This window comes from Pseudactinotalea sp. HY158, from assembly GCF_009660225.1.
Classification (GTDB): domain Bacteria; phylum Actinomycetota; class Actinomycetes; order Actinomycetales; family Beutenbergiaceae; genus HY158.
In genome coordinates this window covers 1,078,744-1,097,062 of record NZ_CP045920.1, presented here as the reverse complement: position 1 = coordinate 1,097,062, position 18,319 = coordinate 1,078,744, and the positions used below count along the sequence as shown (strand labels likewise).

The following is an 18,319-nucleotide window of genomic DNA, read 5'->3' as shown; positions in this document are numbered from 1 at the left end:
CCGGGGGCCGCGACGTGCTCGCCGCGCTCGAGGCCTGGCTCGGGGCCGGCGGTGGTTCCCGGGCCGGCTCGACGCGGACGCCGAGCTCACCCACCTCGAGACGATCCCGCTCGCCGGCGGGCGCCGCACGGGGATCGTGCGCCTGGAGATCGCGGCCGTGCGCTCGGCGGCCGGGGTGGTCGCCGTGCAGGTGCCGGTGGTGCTCGCCCAGGCGGGGGCACCCGGGCCGGCGACGCCCGAGCCGATCGCCTCGCTCGCCGGGTGGGACGTCTTCGACGGGCCGACCCACCCGGCGTTCCTGCCGGCATGGCTCGGGGCCGCCACGACCCCGACCCGGCCCGGCCTGCACACCCTGCCCGGCCCGGCGGCCGGGCTCGACCTCGCCGCGGCCCGGGCGGTGCGCGGGGAGCAGTCGAACAGCTCGATCATCGTGCCCCGCGCCGACGGCGCCCCCGGCGGCGCGATCCTCAAGGTGTTCCGGGTGATCGCGGCCGGCGCGAACCCCGACGTCGAGGTTCCCCTCGCCCTCGCCCGCGCCGGCGGGTCCCGGCACGTGCCCGCGGTGCTCGGCTGGCTCGAGGGCCGGTTCCGCGACCCGGCCACCCTCGCGACCGTCACCGGCCACCTGGGCGTCCTCGCCGAGTTCGTGCCCGGGGCCGAGGACGGCTTCGCGTGGGCCTGCGAGCGCGCCGGGGCCGGGGCCGACATCACCGCCGAGATGCGCAGCCTCGGCGGAGACCTGGCCGACCTGCACGGGCAGTTGCGCGCGGCCCTGCCCGTCCCCGACGACGCCCCCCGCGAGACCGCCGCCGACCTGCGGGGGCGAGCCGACTGGGCCCTCGCCCGAGTACCGCGGCTGACCGGCGACACGGCCCGGACCGAGGCGATCCACGCCGTCCTCACGCGCGCCATGGCGGGCCGGGAGCCACCGCCGCCGCAACGCATCCACGGTGACCTCCACCTGGGGCAGGTGCTGCACGCCGGCCGGGCCTGGCACATCCTCGACTTCGAGGGCGAGCCGCTGCGGCCACTCGCCGAGCGGCGCCGCCCGGGGCAGCCGATGCGCGACGTCGCGGGCCTGCTGCGTTCGCTCGACTACGCGGCCGCCGTCGGCGGCGCGAGTGACCCGGCCTGGCTGCGGCACGCGCGCGCCGGCCTGCTCGCCGGCTACCTCGACCACCCGAGCCACGTGGACGCCGCGTCCGATCCGGCCGGCCTGCCCGGCCTGCGCCGCCTGCTGCAGGCCTACGAACTCGACAAGGCGCTGTACGAGGCCGCCTACGAATCCCAACACCGCCCCGACTGGATCTCGATCCCCCTCGCCGCCATCGACCGCATCCTCCAGGAGAACGACATGACCGCCACCTCCCAGCCCGGACCCGCCCAGGCACGTCCCGCCGCGGCGTTGCTCGAGGCGGTGGCCCAGGGCGGCCACTTCGCCCCGCACGACGTCCTCGGCGCGCACCCGGCCGGCGGCACCGTCACGCTTCGGGCGTTGCGGCACCTGGCCGAGTCGGTCGCGTTCGTCACCGCCGACGGACGCGTCCCCGCCCGCCACCTGCACGGCGGCATCTGGGAGGCCGAGCTCGAAGCCCCGGGGATTCCCGACTACCGGGTCGAGGTCACGTACGAGGACGGCGTCGGCCACATCCAGGACGACCCGTACCGGCACCTGCCCACGATCGGCGACATGGACCTGCACCTCATCGCCGAGGGCCGGCACGAGGAATTGTGGACGGCGCTCGGCTCCCATGCGCGCGAGTTCGCCTCGGCCCTCGGCCCGGTCACGGGGGTCTCCTTCGCCGTGTGGGCGCCGAATGCGCGCGCGGTGCGGGTGATCGGCGACTTCAACGGCTGGGACGGGCGTGAGGCCGCGATGCGCTCGCTCGGCAGCTCGGGGATCTGGGAGGTGTTCCTGCCCGGCGTCGAGGCCGGCGCGAAGTACAAGTACGAGGTCTGCCATGCCGACGGCAGCTGGCACGCCAAGGCCGACCCGCTCGCCCGCGCCACCGAGGTGCCGCCGAGCACCGCCTCGGTCGTGACCGACGACGACTACGTGTGGTCGGCCGGCGACGAGGCGTGGATGGCCCACCGCCGCACCACCAACCCGCACACCGGGCCGATGAGCGTCTACGAGGTGCACCTGGGCTCGTGGCGGGCGGGCCTGAGCTACCTCGAGCTCGCCGAGCAGCTCGTGGAGTACGTGCAGTGGATGGGCTTCACGCACGTCGAGTTCCTGCCGGTCTCGGAGCACCCGTACGGGCCCTCCTGGGGCTATCAGGTGACGTCGTACTACGCCCCGACCGCCCGGTTCGGCACCCCCGACGAACTTCGCCACCTCATCGACGCCCTCCACAGCGCCGGCATCGGCGTGCTGCTCGACTGGGTGCCCGCCCACTTCCCCAAGGACTCGTGGGCGCTGGCCCGCTTCGACGGCACGGCGCTGTACGAGCATGCGGATCCGCTGCGCGGGGAGCACCAGGACTGGGGCACGCTCATCTTCGACTTCGGCCGCAACGAGGTGCGCAACTTCCTCGTCGCGAGCGCGCTGTACTGGCTGAGCGAGTTCCACATCGACGGCCTGCGGGTCGACGCCGTGGCCTCGATGCTCTACCTCGACTACTCCCGCAATCCCGGCGAGTGGCGCCCAAACGCGCGCGGCGGACGGGAGAACCTCGAGGCGATCCAGTTCCTGCAGGAGGTCACGGCCACGGCCTACCGCGTGTGCCCGGGCATCATCATGATCGCCGAGGAATCGACCGCATGGCCCGGGGTGACCTCCCCGACGTCGGTGAGCGGGCTGGGCTTCGGGCTCAAGTGGAACATGGGCTGGATGAACGACACCCTGCGCTACCTCGCCGAGGACCCGGTGAACCGGCGCTACCACCACGGCGAACTGACGTTCTCGCTCGTGTACGCCTTCTCCGAGCAGTTCCTGCTCCCCCTCTCCCACGACGAGGTGGTGCACGGGAAGGGCTCGCTGCTGGCGAAGCTGCCCGGGGACCGCTGGCAGCAGCTCGCCGGACTGCGTGCGCTCTTCGCCTACCAGTGGTCGCACCCGGGAAAGAAGCTGCTGTTCATGGGGGGCGAGTTCGGCCAGGAGGCGGAGTGGGCCGAGTCCCGCTCACTCGACTGGGGCCTCGGCGACACCCCGGACCACTCGGCGCTGCGGGAGTGCCTGCGCGACCTCAACCTGCTCTACGCCCAGGAGCCGGCCCTGTGGGCCGACGACTTCTCCCACGAGGGCTTCCAGTGGCTCGAGGCCGGCGCGGGCGACGACAACCTGATCGCCTACCTGCGCGTGGGCGCGGGAAGGCAGGTGGCGGTCGTGGTGAACTTCGCGGGCGTGCCGCACGAGGACTACCGGATCCCGGTGCCGCAGGGCGGTCGCTGGCGGGAGGTGCTCAACACCGACGCGCTGCGCTACGGCGGCTCGGGCGTCGAGAACACCGCCCCGATCACGGCCGAGGCGCGGCCGTGGGGCGGGCGCTCACACTCGATCCCCCTGCGGGTCCCGCCGCTCGGGGCGACGTTCCTCGTGCCCGAGGATCAGTGACCCTCAGAACAGGGCGAGGGCGAGCTGCCGGCGGGCGGCGGCGACCTCCGGGGAGCCCTCCGGCGCGAGCGTGAACAGGTCGAGCAGCCGGAGCCGGGCCAGCTCGCGGTCGTCGCCCGCGGTCGCCCGGATCACGGCGAGCACCCGGTCGTAGGCCGCGGCCGACCGCCCGGTCGAGAGCTCGACGTCGGCGGCGAGGAGCTGAGTGGCCGCGTCGCCGGGCGAGGCGTCGCGGGCGGCGTTGAGCGCGGCCGCCGGGTCGACCCCGGCCAGCCGGGTCAGCAGCGTCACCTGGGCGAGACCCGCGCGCGCCTCGGCGTCGCCGGGGTCGGCGGCGAGGGCCTGCGTGAAGGCCGCGGTGGCGGCGTCGAGGTCGTCGTTCTCGATCGCGTCGTAGGCGGCCTGGATGTGCGGCGGCAGCTCGGGCTCGGGCGGCGCCGGCGGCACGTCGTCCTCCTCGGCGGCGACCGTGCCGGTCACGCCGTTCTCGGCGGCGACCCGGAGCAGTTCGGTCAGGATCGAGCGCACCTGATCGATGGGGTGGGCGCCCTGGAACAGCGGCACGGGCTGGCCCTTGAGCACGGCGACCGTGGTCGGCAGCGACTGCACCTGGAGGGCCTGGGCGATCTCCGGGTTCGCGTCGACCGCGACGCGGGCGAGCACGAACCTCCCGGCGAACTCCTTGACGAGGTCGACCAGCACGCCGCTCAGTTCGACCGAGGCCGGCGACCGGGTGGAGTACAGGTCGAGCACGACGGGCACGTCCATCGACTGCTGCACGGCGTCGGCGAAGGACTGGGCGGTCACCTCGATCACGAGGCCTCCCGGCGCATCCACCGGGTCGGCCTTCGGAGCGGTCAGGGCCGCGAGGTCCACGGCGCCGCGCAGGTTGAGTCCGGCGGGATCGTGCTGAGTCATCGACGTTCTTCCTTAGTTGTCATTTCGCGGTCACCTTGGTCAGGACCCGCTCGGCCCCGAGCACGCTCACCTGGGCGTCCTCCCCGGCATCGGCGGGCGGGATGTAGAACGCGATCATATGAAGGTAGCTTCCGGTGATCGACTCGTCCACTTCGTCCTCGCCGTCGTTCAGGGCGGCGTATTGGCTGCCGACCTTCATGGTCGAGCGGGCCACGGTCCGCTCATAGGTCATGGTCGAGGTGAGTCCGGCGTAGACGATCGCGCCGCCGTCCGCGGTGGCCAGGGCGGCGACCCCGTCCTGGGCCGTCACCTTGTTCTTCACCGTGCCCGCCACCTCGAGGCTCTTCTGCTGCGCCTTGACCTCGTCGCGCAGGGCCGTGCGGTAGATGTCGTCGGCGAACAGGTCCGCGGAGTCGGCCTTGTCCCCCTTCTCGACCGTCTCGGCATAGGCGGCGGCGACCTCGTCCGGGGCGATGAGGAGCCCCGGGTCGTCGGGGGCGACCGGGTCGACCCCGATCTCCGAGGCCGCGACGGTCGGCGTGCTCACCCCGGGCAGGAGCCGCACCCAGCCGACCATCGAGTAGTCGTCGCGGGGCTCCTGCTGGGTGAGCACGAGCAGCCGCGGCGCGTTGCTGCCGGCGGGCGGGGTCGTCGCCACCATGACGGTCCGGGGCCAGTCCTCGGTCGCCGCGACGACGGCCGCGACGTCGTCGGTTCCCAGCGGCTGGGGCGTGTAGGGCTCCTCGTCGTCCTTCGTGGCCTTCGCGAGCCGGTACTCGGCGGCCCGGACGGCCTCGGCCCGTTCGGTGATCCGGGGCGGCAGCAGGTCGGGGTCGAGGGCCGCATCCGCATCGGCGAGGCTCGTCTGCACGGACGCGAGCACCCGGTCGAGGCGGCCCTCGTCGAGCACGGGGTAGACGGTCGTGCTCTCGGGTTCCGGGGTGGACTGCGGCACGGGCACGGCGCAGCCGGTCAGTCCGGCCGACCCCAGCAGGATGACCATGCCCGTGGCGGTCGCGGCAACGATCCTCCGCGCGTTCATCGCTTCTCCTCGCTGTCGCCGGCATCGTCGGGCTCGCCGTCATCGGGCTCGCCCGGCTCGTGACCGGGGCGTTCGGCCGCGCCCATCCCCCAGGTGGCCCGCCACGAGGCGCCCGAGGCGCGCGGGTTCGGTTCGGAGTCGTTCGGTTCGGGCTCGTCCGGCTCCGCCGGGGGCAGGGACGACGCAGCCACGGTTCGCGTCGGCCCCTCACCGGGCCCGGGCTCACCGTCGGTGCGGCGGCGCCGCCACCAGCGGCGCCGCGTCTGCGCGGGTGCGGCCGGTTCTACTGGTTCTGCTGCTGGTTCTGATGGTGCTGCTGATTCTCGAGGTTCGAGTGGTTCTACCAGCGAGACTGCGGGAATCGTCTCGGTCCGCTCCAGGGCGGGCCACCGCGGAGCTGTCGTACCTGCCGTACCCGCGGGCTCTGCCGGCTCTGCCGTATCCGTTGCCGGCGCGGTCGTGGGCACGAGGAAGGCCGGCACGGCGAGATCGGCCGGATCGACACGCGCGGCCGGGTCCCCGGCTGCCCGTGCCGGAGCGCCGGAGCCGGCAGCCGCGCCGCCGGCCCAGGCGGCCAGCTCGGCCGCGGCCGATTCCTCCGCCGACCGTCCCCCGACGGCGGGGATCACCTCGGTCGCGTCGGAGCGCTGCTGTGACGGGGCCCCGGCGGCGCCGCGGCGACCCCGGGCCCGCTCGGCCTCACGCAGCTCTCGGCGGGTGAGCGGCCGGTCCGGATCGATCGCCTGGAGCTGAGCCGTGAGCTCGGGCTCGTAACTGTCCGCCGCGGGCGCGCGCCTCGCCTCCCGGCGGGCGAGGAGGTCGGCCGACAACAGGGCCAGGCCGATGAGCAGGAGCAGGGCCCCGCCGATGATGCCGGGCACGAGCAGCGGCGTGGGAACGTCGCGCTCCCAGGTGAGCTCGACCTGCGGTGCCGGACCGCTGCCGTCCCCGGCCACGAGCATCGACCAACTGCCCGGGACCTTCGACCACGTGTACTGGATCTCGCCGACCCCCTCGACCTGGTCGATCCACAGGTCCGACCCGGCGGGGTTCGCCGGGTCCGCGGGCGCGGACTCGTCCGCGGCATCCGGGTCCCCGGTCGGCTCCTCCGTGGGACCAGCGGTCGCGTCGTCCGTGGGCTCACCGGCCGGCGCTCCCACGGAATAGCTCAGGTGATCCCAGTCCTGCAGGCCGGTGATCACCCAGTGCGGGCTGTCCCCGACCCAGGCGGTCACGTCGCCCGCCCGGCCGAGTGCCAGCACGACGGGCTCCGTGGAGTCGGCGGCCACGACCGTCACCCCGACCGAATCGTTCACGGCGGTGAGCGCCCCGGGCCGGGTGATCACATAGGGCACGTCGGGCGTCGCCGGCAGGTCGAGCGTGACCACGGTCGCCGGCTTCCACACGGTCGCGGATCCGATGGCGCCGGCGATGCCGGCCAGCCCGACCACGATGAGCGCGATCGCGATGATGCGTCGTAACACGGTCCGCAGCACTCCTTGTCTCAAGCGTTCGCCGGCGGCGAGGTCGGCCACGTAATTGCCGGTCAAGACTACGGGAACGAGCACCGCGACCACGACCCGGCCCGGCATCTCCATCACCTTCTCCCAACTGCGGTGATCTGCGCCACAGGGCGGCCGGGGTGAGAGCGGTTAGGCTGAGCCCCAGTGTCAGCCCGGGACGGACCCCCGGGGAGGAGAGGGTGCCGGAGCACCCGGATGCGGAGGATCGGCCCATGGCCGACGAACAGCCGATGTTTCCCGTGGTCATGCGCGGATACGACCGAGCTCAGGTGGATGAACAACTGCACGGCCTCACCCGGCAGTTGCACGAGGCGCGAGCCCAGGTGGAGGCCCTCGACGCCGCCGCGGTGACCATGTCCGGGCAGCTCGCCGAGACCCAGGCCCTCCTCCAGGAGAACGAGAAACCGTCCTATACCGGGCTCGGGGCGAGGATCGAGCAGCTGCTGCGGTCCGCCGAGGAACAGTCCGCCGTCCTCATCGGACAGGCGCAGACCCAGGCACGCGACATCGTCGAGCGTGCCCAGCATCAGGCCGACTCCCTCGCCGGCCAGGCCGAGAGCGAGGCCGCCGACGTCATCTCCGCCGCCCGTCGCGACGCCGAGGCTCGCGTGGCCGCCACGGCGAGTCAGGTCGACGGCGTGCTCGAGGCCGCCCAGCGCCGGGCCGAGGAGCTGGTCGGCTCCGCCGAACGCGAGGCCGCCCGGATCACGTCCGCCGCCGCCACCGAGGTGAGCGAGCGCACCGCAAGCCTCGAACGGGAACTCGGCACGAGCCGCGCCTCCGCCGAGCGCGAGCTGACCGAGGCGCGGGTCACCGCCGAGCAGGAGGCCCGGGAGCTGACCGCGACCGCCGAGGAGGCCGCCACGGCGCTGCGTGAGCAGGCCAAGGCCGAGGCCCAGCAGCTGCGCTCCGACGCGGCCCGCGAGGCCGAACTCACCCGGGCGACGGCCGAGACGGCCGCGCAGGAACTCATCGCCGCGGCCACCACCGAGGCGGGTTCCGTTCGTGCGGTCGTCGCCGCCGAGCGGGACGAGGCCGATGTGCTGCTCGCGCGCCGCCACGAGGAGGCCGAGCAGCAGGATTCGGCTCGCCACGAGCAGGCCAAGGCCGAGACCACGGCCATGGTCGCCGACGCGCAGGAGCACGCCCGCGCGGCGGAGACCCGGGTCGCCACCGCCCTCGACAAGGCCGAGGAGATCCGCTCGACCGCCGAGGCGCGCGCCGAGCAGATCCTCACCGCGGCCCGCGCGGCCTCGGACCGGATCACCCGGGAGGCCAAGGAGGACGCCGACCAGCTCCGCACCGAGACCGTGGCCCGGGTGGACCGCGAGCGTCGCACCGCCCAGAGCGAGCTCGACGTGCTGAATCAGCAGCGCGAGTCGATCACCACCTACCTCGACGAGCTCCGGGGCCTGCTCGGCACCGGCGACGACTCCGGCGCCACCGCGCTGGCGAACGCAGTGCCCTACGAGGAGTACGCGAGCCCGACCGACTCGGCGGGGCCGGCGGAGCCGACAGGGTCTGTGGGGTCTGTGGGGTCTGTGGGGTCTGTGGGGTCTGTGGGGTCGGTGGGGTCGGCGGGGTCGGCACAGTCCGCCGCGTCGGCCGCCACGGTCGAATCGGCCCCGGCGGGTTCCTCGGCGGCCTCCGTCCCGTCGGTCGAGTCGGTCGAGTCGGTCGAGTCCGTGGATTCGGTGGATTCCGTCGGGTCCCCGGCGACCGATGACTCGAACGACACGGCCAACACAGGCGACACAGCCGACTCGAACGACACGGGCGACACGGGCGACACGGCCGACGATTCCGAGGCGGAGTCGACGGCTGCAGCCGATCGCACCCGGTCCTCCTAGCCGATGACCCGGGCCGAGGACTGGCGGGCCGAGCGGACCCGGGCGGCGGCCGAGCACGCCGCCCGGCTGGAGGCACGTCAGGCGGCCGAGCACGCCGAGGCAGCGGAGTTCATCGAGCGGTTCCTCGAACGTGCCCGTGCGGCCCGGCTGCCGGCCGAGCCGCTGCGGGTGCAGGGATACGGGGGCCGCGGCAGCGCCCGGACCCCGTTCACCGGCTGGTACCTGCGGCGAGACCGCAGGGCCGCACTCGGCGAGGAGGGCGACTTCTACGTGCTCACCGCCCCGTTGAGCGTGCTCGACCGGATCCGCGGGGTGCGGCCCGAGCCGGTGCCCGCCCCGCTCGTGCTCGGGCAGGGCGGCAAGGACGGCGAGTCGATCGACCTCGTCGACGCCCTCGAGCGGCTCCTGCCCGGCTGGCGCGGCTAGCGATCCTGGCATCACTGGCATCACGGGCACCGCGGGCACCACGGGCACGACCCACCAGCCGGGCGTGCGGCGGCCCGCGCGCGGGGTGACATGATGAATCCATGCCTGGAACGAATCTCACGCGGGCCGAAGCGCATGCCCGCGCGTCACTGCTGACCGCCGACTCCTACGACATCTCGCTCGACCTGACGGTGGGCGAGACGCATTTCCTCAGCACCACGGTGCTGCGGTTCCGCTCCCGGGAGGAGGAGGCGAGCACGTTCGTCGACCTGGTCGACGCGAGCGACCTCGAGATCACGTTCAACTCGGAGCGGCTGGACCCGGCGCGCGTGTACCGCGACTCGCGCATCGAACTGACCGGCCTGCGCGGCGAGAACGAGCTGACCGTGCGCGCCCGGCTGCCCTATTCGCGCACGGGCGAGGGCCTGCACCGGTTCGTCGACCCGGCCGACGACCGGGTCTACCTCTACTCCCAGTTCGAGGTGCCGGACGCCCGCCGCGTCTACGCGAACTTCGAGCAGCCCGACCTCAAGTCGGTCTTCACGTTCACCGTCACCGCCCCGGCCCACTGGGTCGTCGTCTCCAACGCCCCCTCACCCACCCCGGAGCCGGCCGGCGGGGCCGGGGAGGGAACGGCGATCTGGCGATTCGAGCCGACGAAGCGGATGTCGACCTACATCACCGCGATCATCGCCGGCGAGTACCACTGCGTTCATCACTCGTACGAGGGCGCGGGCGGTGAGATCGCGCTCGGGCACTACTGCCGCCGGTCGATCAAGGAGCACCTCGATCTCGACGAGCTGCTCGAGGTGACCAAGCAGGGCTTCGAGTTCTTCGAGCACACGTTCGGGGTGCCCTACGCCTTCGGCAAGTACGACCAGCTCTACGTGCCGGAGTACAACATGGGCGCGATGGAGAACGCGGGCGCGGTCACGTTCCGCGACGAGTACCTGCCCCGTTCCCGGCAGGTGCACGCGTTCTACGAGCAGCGCGCGAACACGATCCTGCACGAGATGGCGCACATGTGGTTCGGCGACCTCGTCACGATGAAGTGGTGGGACGACCTGTGGCTGAACGAGTCCTTCGCGGAGTGGGCCTCCCACCACGCGATGGCCCACGCCACGAAGTACACCGACGTGTGGACGGGCTTCACCAACGCCCGCAAGAACTGGGCCTACCGGCAGGACCAGCTGCCCTCGACGCACCCGATCGCGGCCGACAACGTCGACCTCGAGGCGGTCGAGGTGAACTTCGACGGCATCACCTACGCCAAGGGCGCCTCCACGCTCAAGCAGCTCGTGCACTGGGTCGGTGAGGAGGAGTTCGTCACCGGCCTGCGCCGGTACTTCGCCGAGCACGCGTGGGGCAACACCGAGTTCGCGGACCTGCTCGAGGCGCTCGAGGCCGCGAGCGGCCGGGAGCTCGGCACGTGGGCCGAGGAATGGCTCAAGACCTCCGGCGTGAACACGCTCAGCCCCGAGTTCTCCCTCGCCGGCGACGACTACGCCTCGTTCGCTGTGCGGCAGCGGGCGAGCGAGGACTTCCCGACGCTGCGCCGTCACCGCATCGGCATCGGCCTGTACGACCTGACCGGCGGGCGGCTCGAGCTGCGCGAGCGGCTCGAGGTCGACATCGACGGCGAGCTGACGACGATCGCCGCGTTGGCGGGCGTCCGCCGGCCCGATCTGTTGCTGCTGAACGACGGCGACCTCACCTATGCGAAGATCCGCCTGGACGAGCGGTCGCTCGCCACCGCGATCGCCCACATCGACGTCGTCTCCGACTCCCTCGCCCGGGCCCTGCTGTGGGGAGCGGCGTGGGACATGACCCGCGACGGCCAGTTGCGTGCGCGCGACTTCGTCACCCTCGTGCTCGCGGGCGCCGGCTCGGAGACCGACTCGACGGCCGTGGCGCGGCTGCCGATGTACGTGCGCACCGCCGTCGAGTACTACTCCGATCCGGACCACCGCGACGAGCTGCGGGCCCGCTGGGAGGCCGGCCTGGTCGCCCTCCTCGAGGGCGCCGAGCCCGGCAGCGACCACCAGCTCTCGTTCGCCCGCGCGCTGGCCGGGATCGCGCACTCGCCGTCCGCCCTGGACCTGCTCGCGGGCCTGCTCGACGGCTCGCGGGGTCTCGCCGGGCTGACCGTCGACACGGATCTGCGCTGGACGCTCGTCGTCGCGCTCGCCCGCGCCGGAGTCCACGGCGAGGCCGAGATCGACGCCGAACTCGCCCGCGACAACACGATCTCGGGCCGGGAACGGGCGGCGCTCGCCCGCGCCGTCCGCCCGGACGCCGCCTCGAAGGCCCGGGCGTTCCACGACGCCATGGTCCGTGACGACCTGCCGAACGAGACGCAGCGCCAGATCGCGGCCGGCTTCGCGACCCCCGGGCAGGGCGAGTACCTGGCCCCGCTGCTCGAGGAGTACCTGACCGCGGCGGACACCCTGTGGGAGGAGAAGGGCGTGCAGCGGGCCTCGACCGCGCTCGAGCTCATGTTCCCGATGCCGCTCGCCTCCCCCGAGGTGCTCGCGCGGGTGACCGAGTGGCTCCAGACGTCCCCGGCGAACCCCGCCGCGAAGCGGTACGTGCGCGAGGGCGCGGCGGACATGGCGCGGGCACTGGCGGCCCAGGCCTTCGACGCGGGCTGAGCGCTGCCGCCGAGCGGGGAGCAGAGTCCGCGCCCGGCGGCGGCGGTCTTCCCCGGTCGGGGCCCGGGCTCTCAGTCGATGGCGCGATGCAGCAGGTCGAGCAGGGCCGCGGCGTAGGCGTCCTCGGGGTCGGCCGCGGTGAATGCCGCGGCCGGCTCGTCGCCGAGGCGGGTGCGCACGCGGAATCCGTCTCCCGTGCGGTGCAGGCCGCGGAACGCCTCCCCCAGGAAGGCGCGGAGCTGATCCTCCCGGGGCAGCCACAGCGCCTGCTCCATGGCCACCGAGTCGAGCGCCCACTCCGTCGTGCCGTTGAAGGCGAGCACCGTCCCCGTGGGATGGGCGCGGGCCTCGATCACCATGTCGGAGAGGATGAACACCTCCTCACCCAGCGCCGCCGCCTCGACCCGGAACCGGTCCCCCGGCGCGGGATGCCAGGCCAGGCCGGAGTCGCGGAGGTCCCGGGCGTGGTCGTCGCTGATCATCGACCCACCCTACTCAGGGTCCGTCGAACGCCCGCGAATCGACCGCCGCCATCGCGCCTCGGCTAGAGTCTCATTGCGAATCCAGCAGCCACCCGAGCATCGTTGCGGGCCGGCTGTGGCCACAACGGAGGGTGAGCCGATGCCTCAGCCGAACTCGAACAGGGCACCGCATGCATACGTGATTCACCTCGGCGCCCAGGAGCTGGTGATCCGACAGCGGTACGAGTTCCTGAGCATCGCCAACGACATCCTGATCGCGCTCTGGTTCCTCGTCGGCAGCTTCCTGTTCTTCTCCGACTCCACCGTCTACGCAGGAACCTGGCTGTTCGTGCTCGGCAGTGTGGAGATGCTCATCCGGCCGCTCATCCGATTGACCAGGCATGTGCACTTGCAGCGCTACCACCCACACGCAGGCTCCGCAGCGGCCGCCGGTAACGACTTCTGACCGGGCACCGACCGCAGGGGGCCGTCGTCGACGACGGGAACCCGGTCTCCCACCGGGCACCCGCCTGGTACCGACCAGTACGCGCCACGCCGCCGAGCGACCGCTGCCCCCCGCGTCCGCGCCTGCTCAGCGCGTGCGCCAGCAGCCCGGGTGCCAGTGCCGCCGGTCGGCCAGCCCGGCCTCCTCGCCGAGCAGGTGGTCCTGCCGGAAGGCGACCACGTGCCGCACGCCCGGTGGGATCGGCCGGTGACAGCCCGGGCACGTGTACACCTTCTCGGTGGACGTCACCGTGCGCACGGTCCACGTGCCGTCCCGGGCCGACTCGGTCCGGGCCCCGCCCCGCAGCACGGCGTCCACGTCGAGCTCCGGATGCGGCTCGTCGTAGGGGCGCTTCCTACGCCGGCGCGACGACATCGAGCAGCTCGAGGTCGGCACTCGTGCGCACGATCTCGGCGGAGTTGCCCACGCGCAGCGCACCGAATCGCGGATCGGGATCGATCACGCCGGCCGGAACGACCGAAGCCGCCCCGACCGCGTCCACGAGCCCCACTCCCCCGCGCACGCTCGTGCGCACGACGTCGAGCAGGTGCGCCGTGCCGCCGGCGATCGAGCCGCCCTCCGCGAGCCTGGCGATGCCGCCGGAGACCACGACGTCGAGGCTCCCGAGCCGATAGGCCCCGTCGGCCATCCCCGCGGCCGCCATCGCATCGGTCACGAGCGCGATATTCGCCGAGCCTGCCAGCGTGAACACGTCGGTCACGAGCTCCGGGTGCAGGTGCGCGCCGTCGGCGACGAGCTCGACGACGACCTCCCCCTCCCGCGCCGCGGCGAGCGCCGCCGGCACCGGCCCGGGGTCGCGGTGGTGGATCGTACGCATCCCGTTGAACAGGTGGGTCACAGTCGCGCGCCGCCCACTGCCCGCGAGCATCGCGGCCGTCTCGGTCAACGCCGTGCGCATGACCTGCGCATCCGCGTCCGTGTGGCCGAAGGAGGGCAGCGCCCCGCCGACGATGAGCGTGTCGACGACGCCTCCCGCCCCGAGCAGGTTCTCCGTCTCCGGGGCGAGGGTCATCGTGCGCACGTGCCCGCGCCCCGCGCGCAGCACCCGCGCCGTCAGCTCCGGGTCGCCGCCGGTGATGTGCGCCGGGTTCTGCGCCCCGCACCGGGCGACCGAGATGAACGGTCCCTCGAGGTGGATGCCGGCGATCACGCCGGCCTCCGCCACGTCGGCGAGCATCGCGACCTTCTCCACGAGTGCGTCGCCGCCGGCGGTGACGAGCGAGGCGATCATCCGCGTCGTGCCGTGCCGGCGGTGCTCGGCCACGGCGACCGCGATCTCCTCCGGGGTGGAACTGTCGGGGATCGACGCCCCGCCGCCGCCGTGATTGTGCACGTCGACGAGCCCGGGCAGCAGCAGCTCCCCGGCCCGGGGCGCGGCGGGGGCGGCCGCGCGCACCGGCTCGGGGGCACCCGCCCAGGTTCCCACGTGGGTGATCACGCCACCCGAGAAGCCGAGGACGCCGTCCTCGATCACGTTCTCCGGGGTGACCACCCGGCCGCGTAGCGCCTCCACCTGGGCTCCTCTCGAATACTCGGACTGCTAGAACAGGCGGGACTCGACGTCGTCGATTCCCCTCATGGCATCGTAATCCAGCACGAGGCACCGGATCCCCCGGTCCTCGGCGAGCACCCGGGCCTGCGGCTTGATCTCCTGCGCCGCGAACACCCCGGTGACCGGCGCGAGCAGCGGGTCCCGGTTGAGGAGCTCGAGGTAGCGGGTGAGCTGCTCGACCCCGTCGATCTCGCCGCGCCGCTTGATCTCCACCGCGACGTGGCCGCCGTCGGTGCGGGTGAGCAGGTCGACCGGGCCGATCGCGGTCGGGTACTCCCGGCGCACGAGCGCGTGGCCCGCCCCGAGCAGGTCGACCTGCTCCGCGAGCAGCTTCTGCAGGTGCGCCTCGACGCCGTCCTTGATGAGCCCGGGGTCGATCCCGAGCTCGTGCCGGTCGTCGGCGAGCACCTCGTAGATCCACACCTGGAGCCGGTCGTCGGTCTTCGTCTGGACGACGTTCCACACCTGCCGCACGCCCGTCGCCGCCTGCTCGGGGTCCGGTTCGGCCACGGCCAGCGAGCAGGGCGGGCTCATCCAGTTGAGGGGCTTATAGGAGCCGCCGTCGGAGTGCACGAGCACCGAACCGTCGGACTTGAGCATGAGCACCCGCGTCGCGCGCGGGAGGTGGGCGGTGAGGCGGCCGGTGTAGTCGACCGCGCATTCGGCAACGACGATGCGCACGGTTCTCTCAGATCACGCGGGAGGTTCGGGAATCGGGCGGGCTGGCCTCGAGCCAGGAGACGAGGCCGTCGATCGCCCCATCGGGTGCGGCGAGGTAGAACTCCTCGCCCCGGTAGCGGCAGTGGGCCTCGCTCACCTGGCTCGTGCGCTCCTCGATGCGACGCGCCCGCCGGGCCAGGATGAGCAGCTCGCGGCGGTCGAAGGTGCGCTGGGGCTGGATGGACAACGAGACCACCTCGTGCCAGGCGAGGTGGTCTCGTGTGTAGGTCGCGATGCCGGCGAACCAGCGGTCACCCAGGAGGAGGGCGCATTCGAACGATCCCACCCGCGAGCCGATGGCGCGCAGGCGCCAGAAATACAATCCGGTCAGGGCGAAGCCGACCACAGCGATCCCCGCCAGGGTGATCAAGCCGGCTCGCAGGATCATCTAATCGGCGTCGGTTCCGGACTCGACCGTCGCGTCGATGACGATGGTCACGATGTCGTGGTCGACCGAGACGAATCCGCCGCCGACCTCGAGCTCGACCTTCTCCCCGCCCGTGGGCGTGACCAGCACCGTGCCCGGGCGCAGCACCGCGAGCACGGGCTGGTGTCCGGGCAGGATGCCGATCGAGCCCTCGGAGGCGGGGGCCGTGATGGCACTCGCCTCACCGGCCCACACCGTGCGGTCGGTGGCGACCACCTCAACGCTCAAAGCCACGGTTCACCCTCTCGTTCGTCTGCTGTCTCGGCCGGGCGATCAGCGCAGCTCGGACTGGATACGGGCCCAGTTGCGCTCGAGGTCCTCGAGGCCACCGATGTTGAAGAAGGCCTGCTCCGCCACGTGGTCGTACTCGCCGAGGGCGATCTTGTCGAAGGCCTCGATCGTCTCGGTCAGCGGCACGGTCGAGCCGGTCACGCCCGTGAACTTCTCGGCCATGTACGTGTTCTGCGAGAGGAACTGCTCGATCCGGCGGGCCCGGTTGACCGTGACCTTGTCCTCCTCGGAGAGCTCGTCGATGCCGAGGATGGCGATGATGTCCTGCAGTTCCTTGTTCTTCTGCAGGATCGACTTGACCGCGGTCGCGACCCGGTAGTGGTCCTCCCCGACGTAGCGGGGGTCGAGGATGCGACTGGTCGAGGCCAGCGGGTCCACGGCCGGGTAGAGGCCGCGCGAGGCGATCTCACGGGAGAGGTTCGTGGTCGCGTCCAGGTGCGCGAACGTCGTCGCCGGCGCCGGGTCGGTGTAGTCGTCGGCGGGCACGTAGATCGCCTGCAGCGAGGTGATGGAGTGGCCGCGGGTCGAGGTGATCCGCTCCTGCAGCACACCCATCTCGTCGGCCAGGTTCGGCTGGTAGCCCACCGCCGAGGGCATGCGGCCCAGCAGCGTGGACACCTCGGAGCCGGCCTGGGTGAACCGGAAGATGTTGTCGATGAACAGCAGCACGTCCTGGTTCTGCACATCGCGGAAGTACTCGGCCATGGTCAGGGCCGAGAGGGCCACGCGCAGTCGCGTGCCCGGCGGCTCGTCCATCTGGCCGAACACCAGGGCGGTCTTGTCGAAGACCCCCGCCTCCTCCATCTCGACGATGAGGTCGTTGCCCTCACGGGTGCGCTCGCCGACCCCGGCGAACACCGACACACCGCCGTGGTTCTGGGCGACGCGCTGGATCATCTCCTGGATGAGCACGGTCTTGCCCACGCCGGCGCCGCCGAAGAGGCCGATCTTGCCACCCTGGACGTACGGGGTGAGCAGGTCGATGACCTTGATGCCGGTCTCGAACATCTGGGTCTTCGACTCGAGCTGATCGAATGCCGGGGGCTTGCGGTGGATCGGCCAGCGCTCGGACACCTCGAGGGTCTCGCCCTCGGCGAGGTTGAGCACCTCGCCGATGACGTTGAAGACCTTGCCCTTGGTCACGTCGCCCACGGGCACCGAGATCGCCTCGCCGGAGTCGCGCACCTCGGCGCCGCGGACGAGCCCGTCGGTCGGCTTGAGGGCGATGGCGCGCACGACGTTGTCGCCCAGGTGCTGGGCGACCTCGAGGGTCATCTCGAACGCCTCTTCGCCCTCGCTCTGAGCGCTCAGGTCGATCGTGGTCTTGAGGGCGTTGTAGATGTCGGGGATCGCGTCCGGCGGGAACTCGATGTCGACGACGGGGCCGATCACGCGGGCGACGCGGCCGATGCCCGCGCCGGGCGAGGAGGGCGCCGGGGTGTCAGAGGCGGTGGCAGTCATGGGGTTTCGTCCTTCTGTCTTCAGCTCGCGGCCAGGGCATCGGCCCCGGAGACGATCTCGCTGATCTCCTGGGTGATCTCTGCCTGCCTGGCCGTGTTAGCCAGACGCGTGTACTTACGGATGAGGTCCTCGGCGTTCTCAGTCGCCGTGTGCATTGCCCGCTGCCGCGCCGCCAGTTCGGAGGCGGAGGCTTGGAGCATCGCGTTGAAGATGCGGCTTTCGATGTAGCGCGGCAGCAGCGCGTCCAGCACGCCCTCCGAGCTCGGCTCGAAGTCGTAGAGCGGGAGCGCCTTCTCCGCGGCGGGGGTGACGCCCTCGACCACCTCGAGCGGGAGCATCCGCACGACGCGGGGCTCCTGGGCGACCATCGACTGGAACCGGGTGTAGACCACGTGCAGTTCGGCCACGCCGCCCATGTCCGCCGGTGCCGTGAAGGCCTTGAGGAGCGTCTTGGCCACCTCCCGCGCCACGTCGGCGCTCGGGTTGTCCGAGTCGCCGGTCCAGGACTGGTGCACCTCGGCCCCGCGGAACGTGAAGTAGTTGACGCCGCGCCGGCCGGTGACGTACAGCACCGGCTCCTTGCCCTCGTCGCGGAGCTGATCGCGCAGGCGCTCGGCCTCCCGCAGGATCGTGGCCGAGTAGGCCCCGGCCATCCCGCGGTCGGCCGTCACGACGAGCACGGCGACCCGGTTCGTGTCGGGCCGCTCCGTGGTGAGCACGTGCTCGGCGTCCGAGTGCGTGGCCACCGCCGAGACGGCGCGGGTGATCGCCCGTGCGTACGGGTAGGCCTGCTCGGCGCGGGCGCGCGCCTTCCCGATCCGGGAGGCCGCGATGAGTTCCATGGCGCGGAACATCTTCTTGAGCGTCTCGGTCGATCGGATCCGCTGCTTGTAGATCCGCTGGGAGCCAGCCATT

16 protein-coding genes are annotated in these 18,319 nt (G+C 72.4%); 5 read left to right on the top strand and 11 right to left on the bottom strand.

From position 1 onward, the window contains the following. Window positions 1-136: 136 nt before the first annotated feature. Window positions 137-3,556: a 1,4-alpha-glucan branching protein GlgB gene (gene glgB / locus GCE65_RS04880; protein ID WP_228760119.1), complete on the top strand. Its 3,420-nt coding sequence runs from the start codon at window positions 137-139 to the stop codon at window positions 3,554-3,556. Window positions 3,557-3,559: 3 nt separating this feature from the next. On the opposite strand, the gene GCE65_RS04875 is transcribed toward glgB, so the two are convergent. The 3 genes from GCE65_RS04875 to GCE65_RS04865 are packed head-to-tail and all read right to left on the bottom strand — an operon-like array spanning window position 3,560 to window position 7,114. Beyond that, on the bottom strand, window positions 3,560-4,474 hold the full coding sequence (locus GCE65_RS04875; protein ID WP_153877586.1) for a tetratricopeptide repeat protein: 915 nt from the start codon (window positions 4,472-4,474) through the stop codon (window positions 3,560-3,562). Between the two features lie 19 nt (window positions 4,475-4,493). Next, window positions 4,494-5,516 (bottom strand): hypothetical protein, encoded by a 1,023-nt coding sequence (locus tag GCE65_RS04870; RefSeq protein ID WP_152909536.1) that lies wholly within the window; start codon window positions 5,514-5,516, stop codon window positions 4,494-4,496. Beyond that, window positions 5,513-7,114, bottom strand: coding sequence for a hypothetical protein (locus GCE65_RS04865; protein ID WP_153877585.1), 1,602 nt, complete (start codon window positions 7,112-7,114; stop codon window positions 5,513-5,515). The genes GCE65_RS04870 and GCE65_RS04865 overlap by 4 nt, the downstream gene beginning before the upstream one ends. Window positions 7,115-7,251: 137 nt before the next feature. Between GCE65_RS04865 and GCE65_RS04860 the strand changes: the two genes are divergently transcribed. The 3 genes from GCE65_RS04860 (at window position 7,252) to pepN (ending at window position 11,966) form a co-directional block, all read left to right on the top strand. Next, on the top strand, window positions 7,252-8,889 hold the full coding sequence (locus tag GCE65_RS04860; protein ID WP_153877583.1) for a hypothetical protein: 1,638 nt from the start codon (window positions 7,252-7,254) through the stop codon (window positions 8,887-8,889). 3 nt (window positions 8,890-8,892) lie between these two features. Then, complete coding sequence (locus GCE65_RS04855) at window positions 8,893-9,315, top strand: hypothetical protein (protein ID WP_153877581.1); 423 nt, start codon at window positions 8,893-8,895, stop codon at window positions 9,313-9,315. Window positions 9,316-9,416: 101 nt separating this feature from the next. After that, window positions 9,417-11,966: an aminopeptidase N gene (pepN, locus tag GCE65_RS04850; protein WP_153877580.1), complete on the top strand. Its 2,550-nt coding sequence runs from the start codon at window positions 9,417-9,419 to the stop codon at window positions 11,964-11,966. Window positions 11,967-12,037: 71 nt separating this feature from the next. Here the strand turns inward: pepN and GCE65_RS04845 are convergent, their stop codons facing one another. Continuing rightward, window positions 12,038-12,448, bottom strand: a complete 411-nt coding sequence (locus tag GCE65_RS04845; RefSeq protein ID WP_152909531.1) for a pilus assembly protein CpaE — start codon at window positions 12,446-12,448, stop codon at window positions 12,038-12,040. A gap of 205 nt (window positions 12,449-12,653) precedes the next feature. Here GCE65_RS04845 and GCE65_RS04840 point away from each other — a divergent pair, with 205 nt between their 5' ends. Beyond that, window positions 12,654-12,893, top strand: a complete 240-nt coding sequence (locus tag GCE65_RS04840; protein WP_370460188.1) for a YrhK family protein — start codon at window positions 12,654-12,656, stop codon at window positions 12,891-12,893. Window positions 12,894-13,019: 126 nt separating this feature from the next. Here the strand turns inward: GCE65_RS04840 and GCE65_RS04835 are convergent, their stop codons facing one another. The 7 genes from GCE65_RS04835 to GCE65_RS04805 are packed head-to-tail and all read right to left on the bottom strand — an operon-like array spanning window position 13,020 to window position 18,318. Continuing rightward, a complete protein-coding gene (locus tag GCE65_RS04835) occupies window positions 13,020-13,307 on the bottom strand; it encodes a hypothetical protein (RefSeq protein ID WP_152817661.1) in 288 nt (95 codons plus the stop codon). Next, window positions 13,288-14,466, bottom strand: coding sequence for an N-acetylglucosamine-6-phosphate deacetylase (locus GCE65_RS04830; RefSeq protein WP_153877577.1), 1,179 nt, complete (start codon window positions 14,464-14,466; stop codon window positions 13,288-13,290). Before GCE65_RS04830 ends, GCE65_RS04835 begins: the two co-directional genes overlap by 20 nt. 27 nt (window positions 14,467-14,493) lie before the next feature. Continuing rightward, entirely contained in the window at window positions 14,494-15,186 is a 693-nt protein-coding gene (nucS, locus tag GCE65_RS04825) for an endonuclease NucS (protein ID WP_153877575.1), read from the bottom strand. A 7-nt stretch (window positions 15,187-15,193) separates the two neighbouring features. Further along, on the bottom strand, window positions 15,194-15,613 hold the full coding sequence (locus GCE65_RS04820) for a DUF2550 family protein (protein ID WP_153877574.1): 420 nt from the start codon (window positions 15,611-15,613) through the stop codon (window positions 15,194-15,196). Next, the gene (locus GCE65_RS04815) at window positions 15,614-15,886 is read right to left on the bottom strand and encodes a F0F1 ATP synthase subunit epsilon (RefSeq protein ID WP_153877572.1); all 273 of its coding nucleotides are present in this window, start codon (window positions 15,884-15,886) and stop codon (window positions 15,614-15,616) included. It lies immediately after the preceding gene. A 39-nt stretch (window positions 15,887-15,925) separates the two neighbouring features. Next, a complete protein-coding gene (atpD, locus tag GCE65_RS04810; protein ID WP_152817659.1) occupies window positions 15,926-17,404 on the bottom strand; it encodes a F0F1 ATP synthase subunit beta in 1,479 nt (492 codons plus the stop codon). A 20-nt stretch (window positions 17,405-17,424) separates the two neighbouring features. After that, window positions 17,425-18,318, bottom strand: a complete 894-nt coding sequence (locus GCE65_RS04805) for a F0F1 ATP synthase subunit gamma (RefSeq protein ID WP_152817658.1) — start codon at window positions 18,316-18,318, stop codon at window positions 17,425-17,427. Window position 18,319 lies beyond the last annotated feature (1 nt).

What these genes read in the sequence shown, in the direction of transcription:
- GCE65_RS04820 (WP_153877574.1), bottom strand. Translation starts at nt 15,613, where the DNA reads ATGATCCTGCGAGCCGGCTTGATCACCCTGGCGGGGATCGCTGTGGTC.
- atpD (WP_152817659.1), bottom strand. Translation starts at nt 17,404, where the DNA reads ATGACTGCCACCGCCTCTGACACCCCGGCGCCCTCCTCGCCCGGCGCG.
- GCE65_RS04855 (WP_153877581.1), top strand. Translation starts at nt 8,893, where the DNA reads ATGACCCGGGCCGAGGACTGGCGGGCCGAGCGGACCCGGGCGGCGGCC.
- GCE65_RS04875 (WP_153877586.1), bottom strand. Translation starts at nt 4,474, where the DNA reads ATGACTCAGCACGATCCCGCCGGACTCAACCTGCGCGGCGCCGTGGAC.
- GCE65_RS04870 (WP_152909536.1), bottom strand. Translation starts at nt 5,516, where the DNA reads ATGAACGCGCGGAGGATCGTTGCCGCGACCGCCACGGGCATGGTCATC.
- GCE65_RS04845 (WP_152909531.1), bottom strand. Translation starts at nt 12,448, where the DNA reads ATGATCAGCGACGACCACGCCCGGGACCTCCGCGACTCCGGCCTGGCC.
- GCE65_RS04805 (WP_152817658.1), bottom strand. Translation starts at nt 18,318, where the DNA reads ATGGCTGGCTCCCAGCGGATCTACAAGCAGCGGATCCGATCGACCGAG.
- GCE65_RS04860 (WP_153877583.1), top strand. Translation starts at nt 7,252, where the DNA reads ATGGCCGACGAACAGCCGATGTTTCCCGTGGTCATGCGCGGATACGAC.
- GCE65_RS04835 (WP_152817661.1), bottom strand. Translation starts at nt 13,307, where the DNA reads ATGTCGTCGCGCCGGCGTAGGAAGCGCCCCTACGACGAGCCGCATCCG.
- pepN (WP_153877580.1), top strand. Translation starts at nt 9,417, where the DNA reads ATGCCTGGAACGAATCTCACGCGGGCCGAAGCGCATGCCCGCGCGTCA.
- GCE65_RS04865 (WP_153877585.1), bottom strand. Translation starts at nt 7,114, where the DNA reads ATGGAGATGCCGGGCCGGGTCGTGGTCGCGGTGCTCGTTCCCGTAGTC.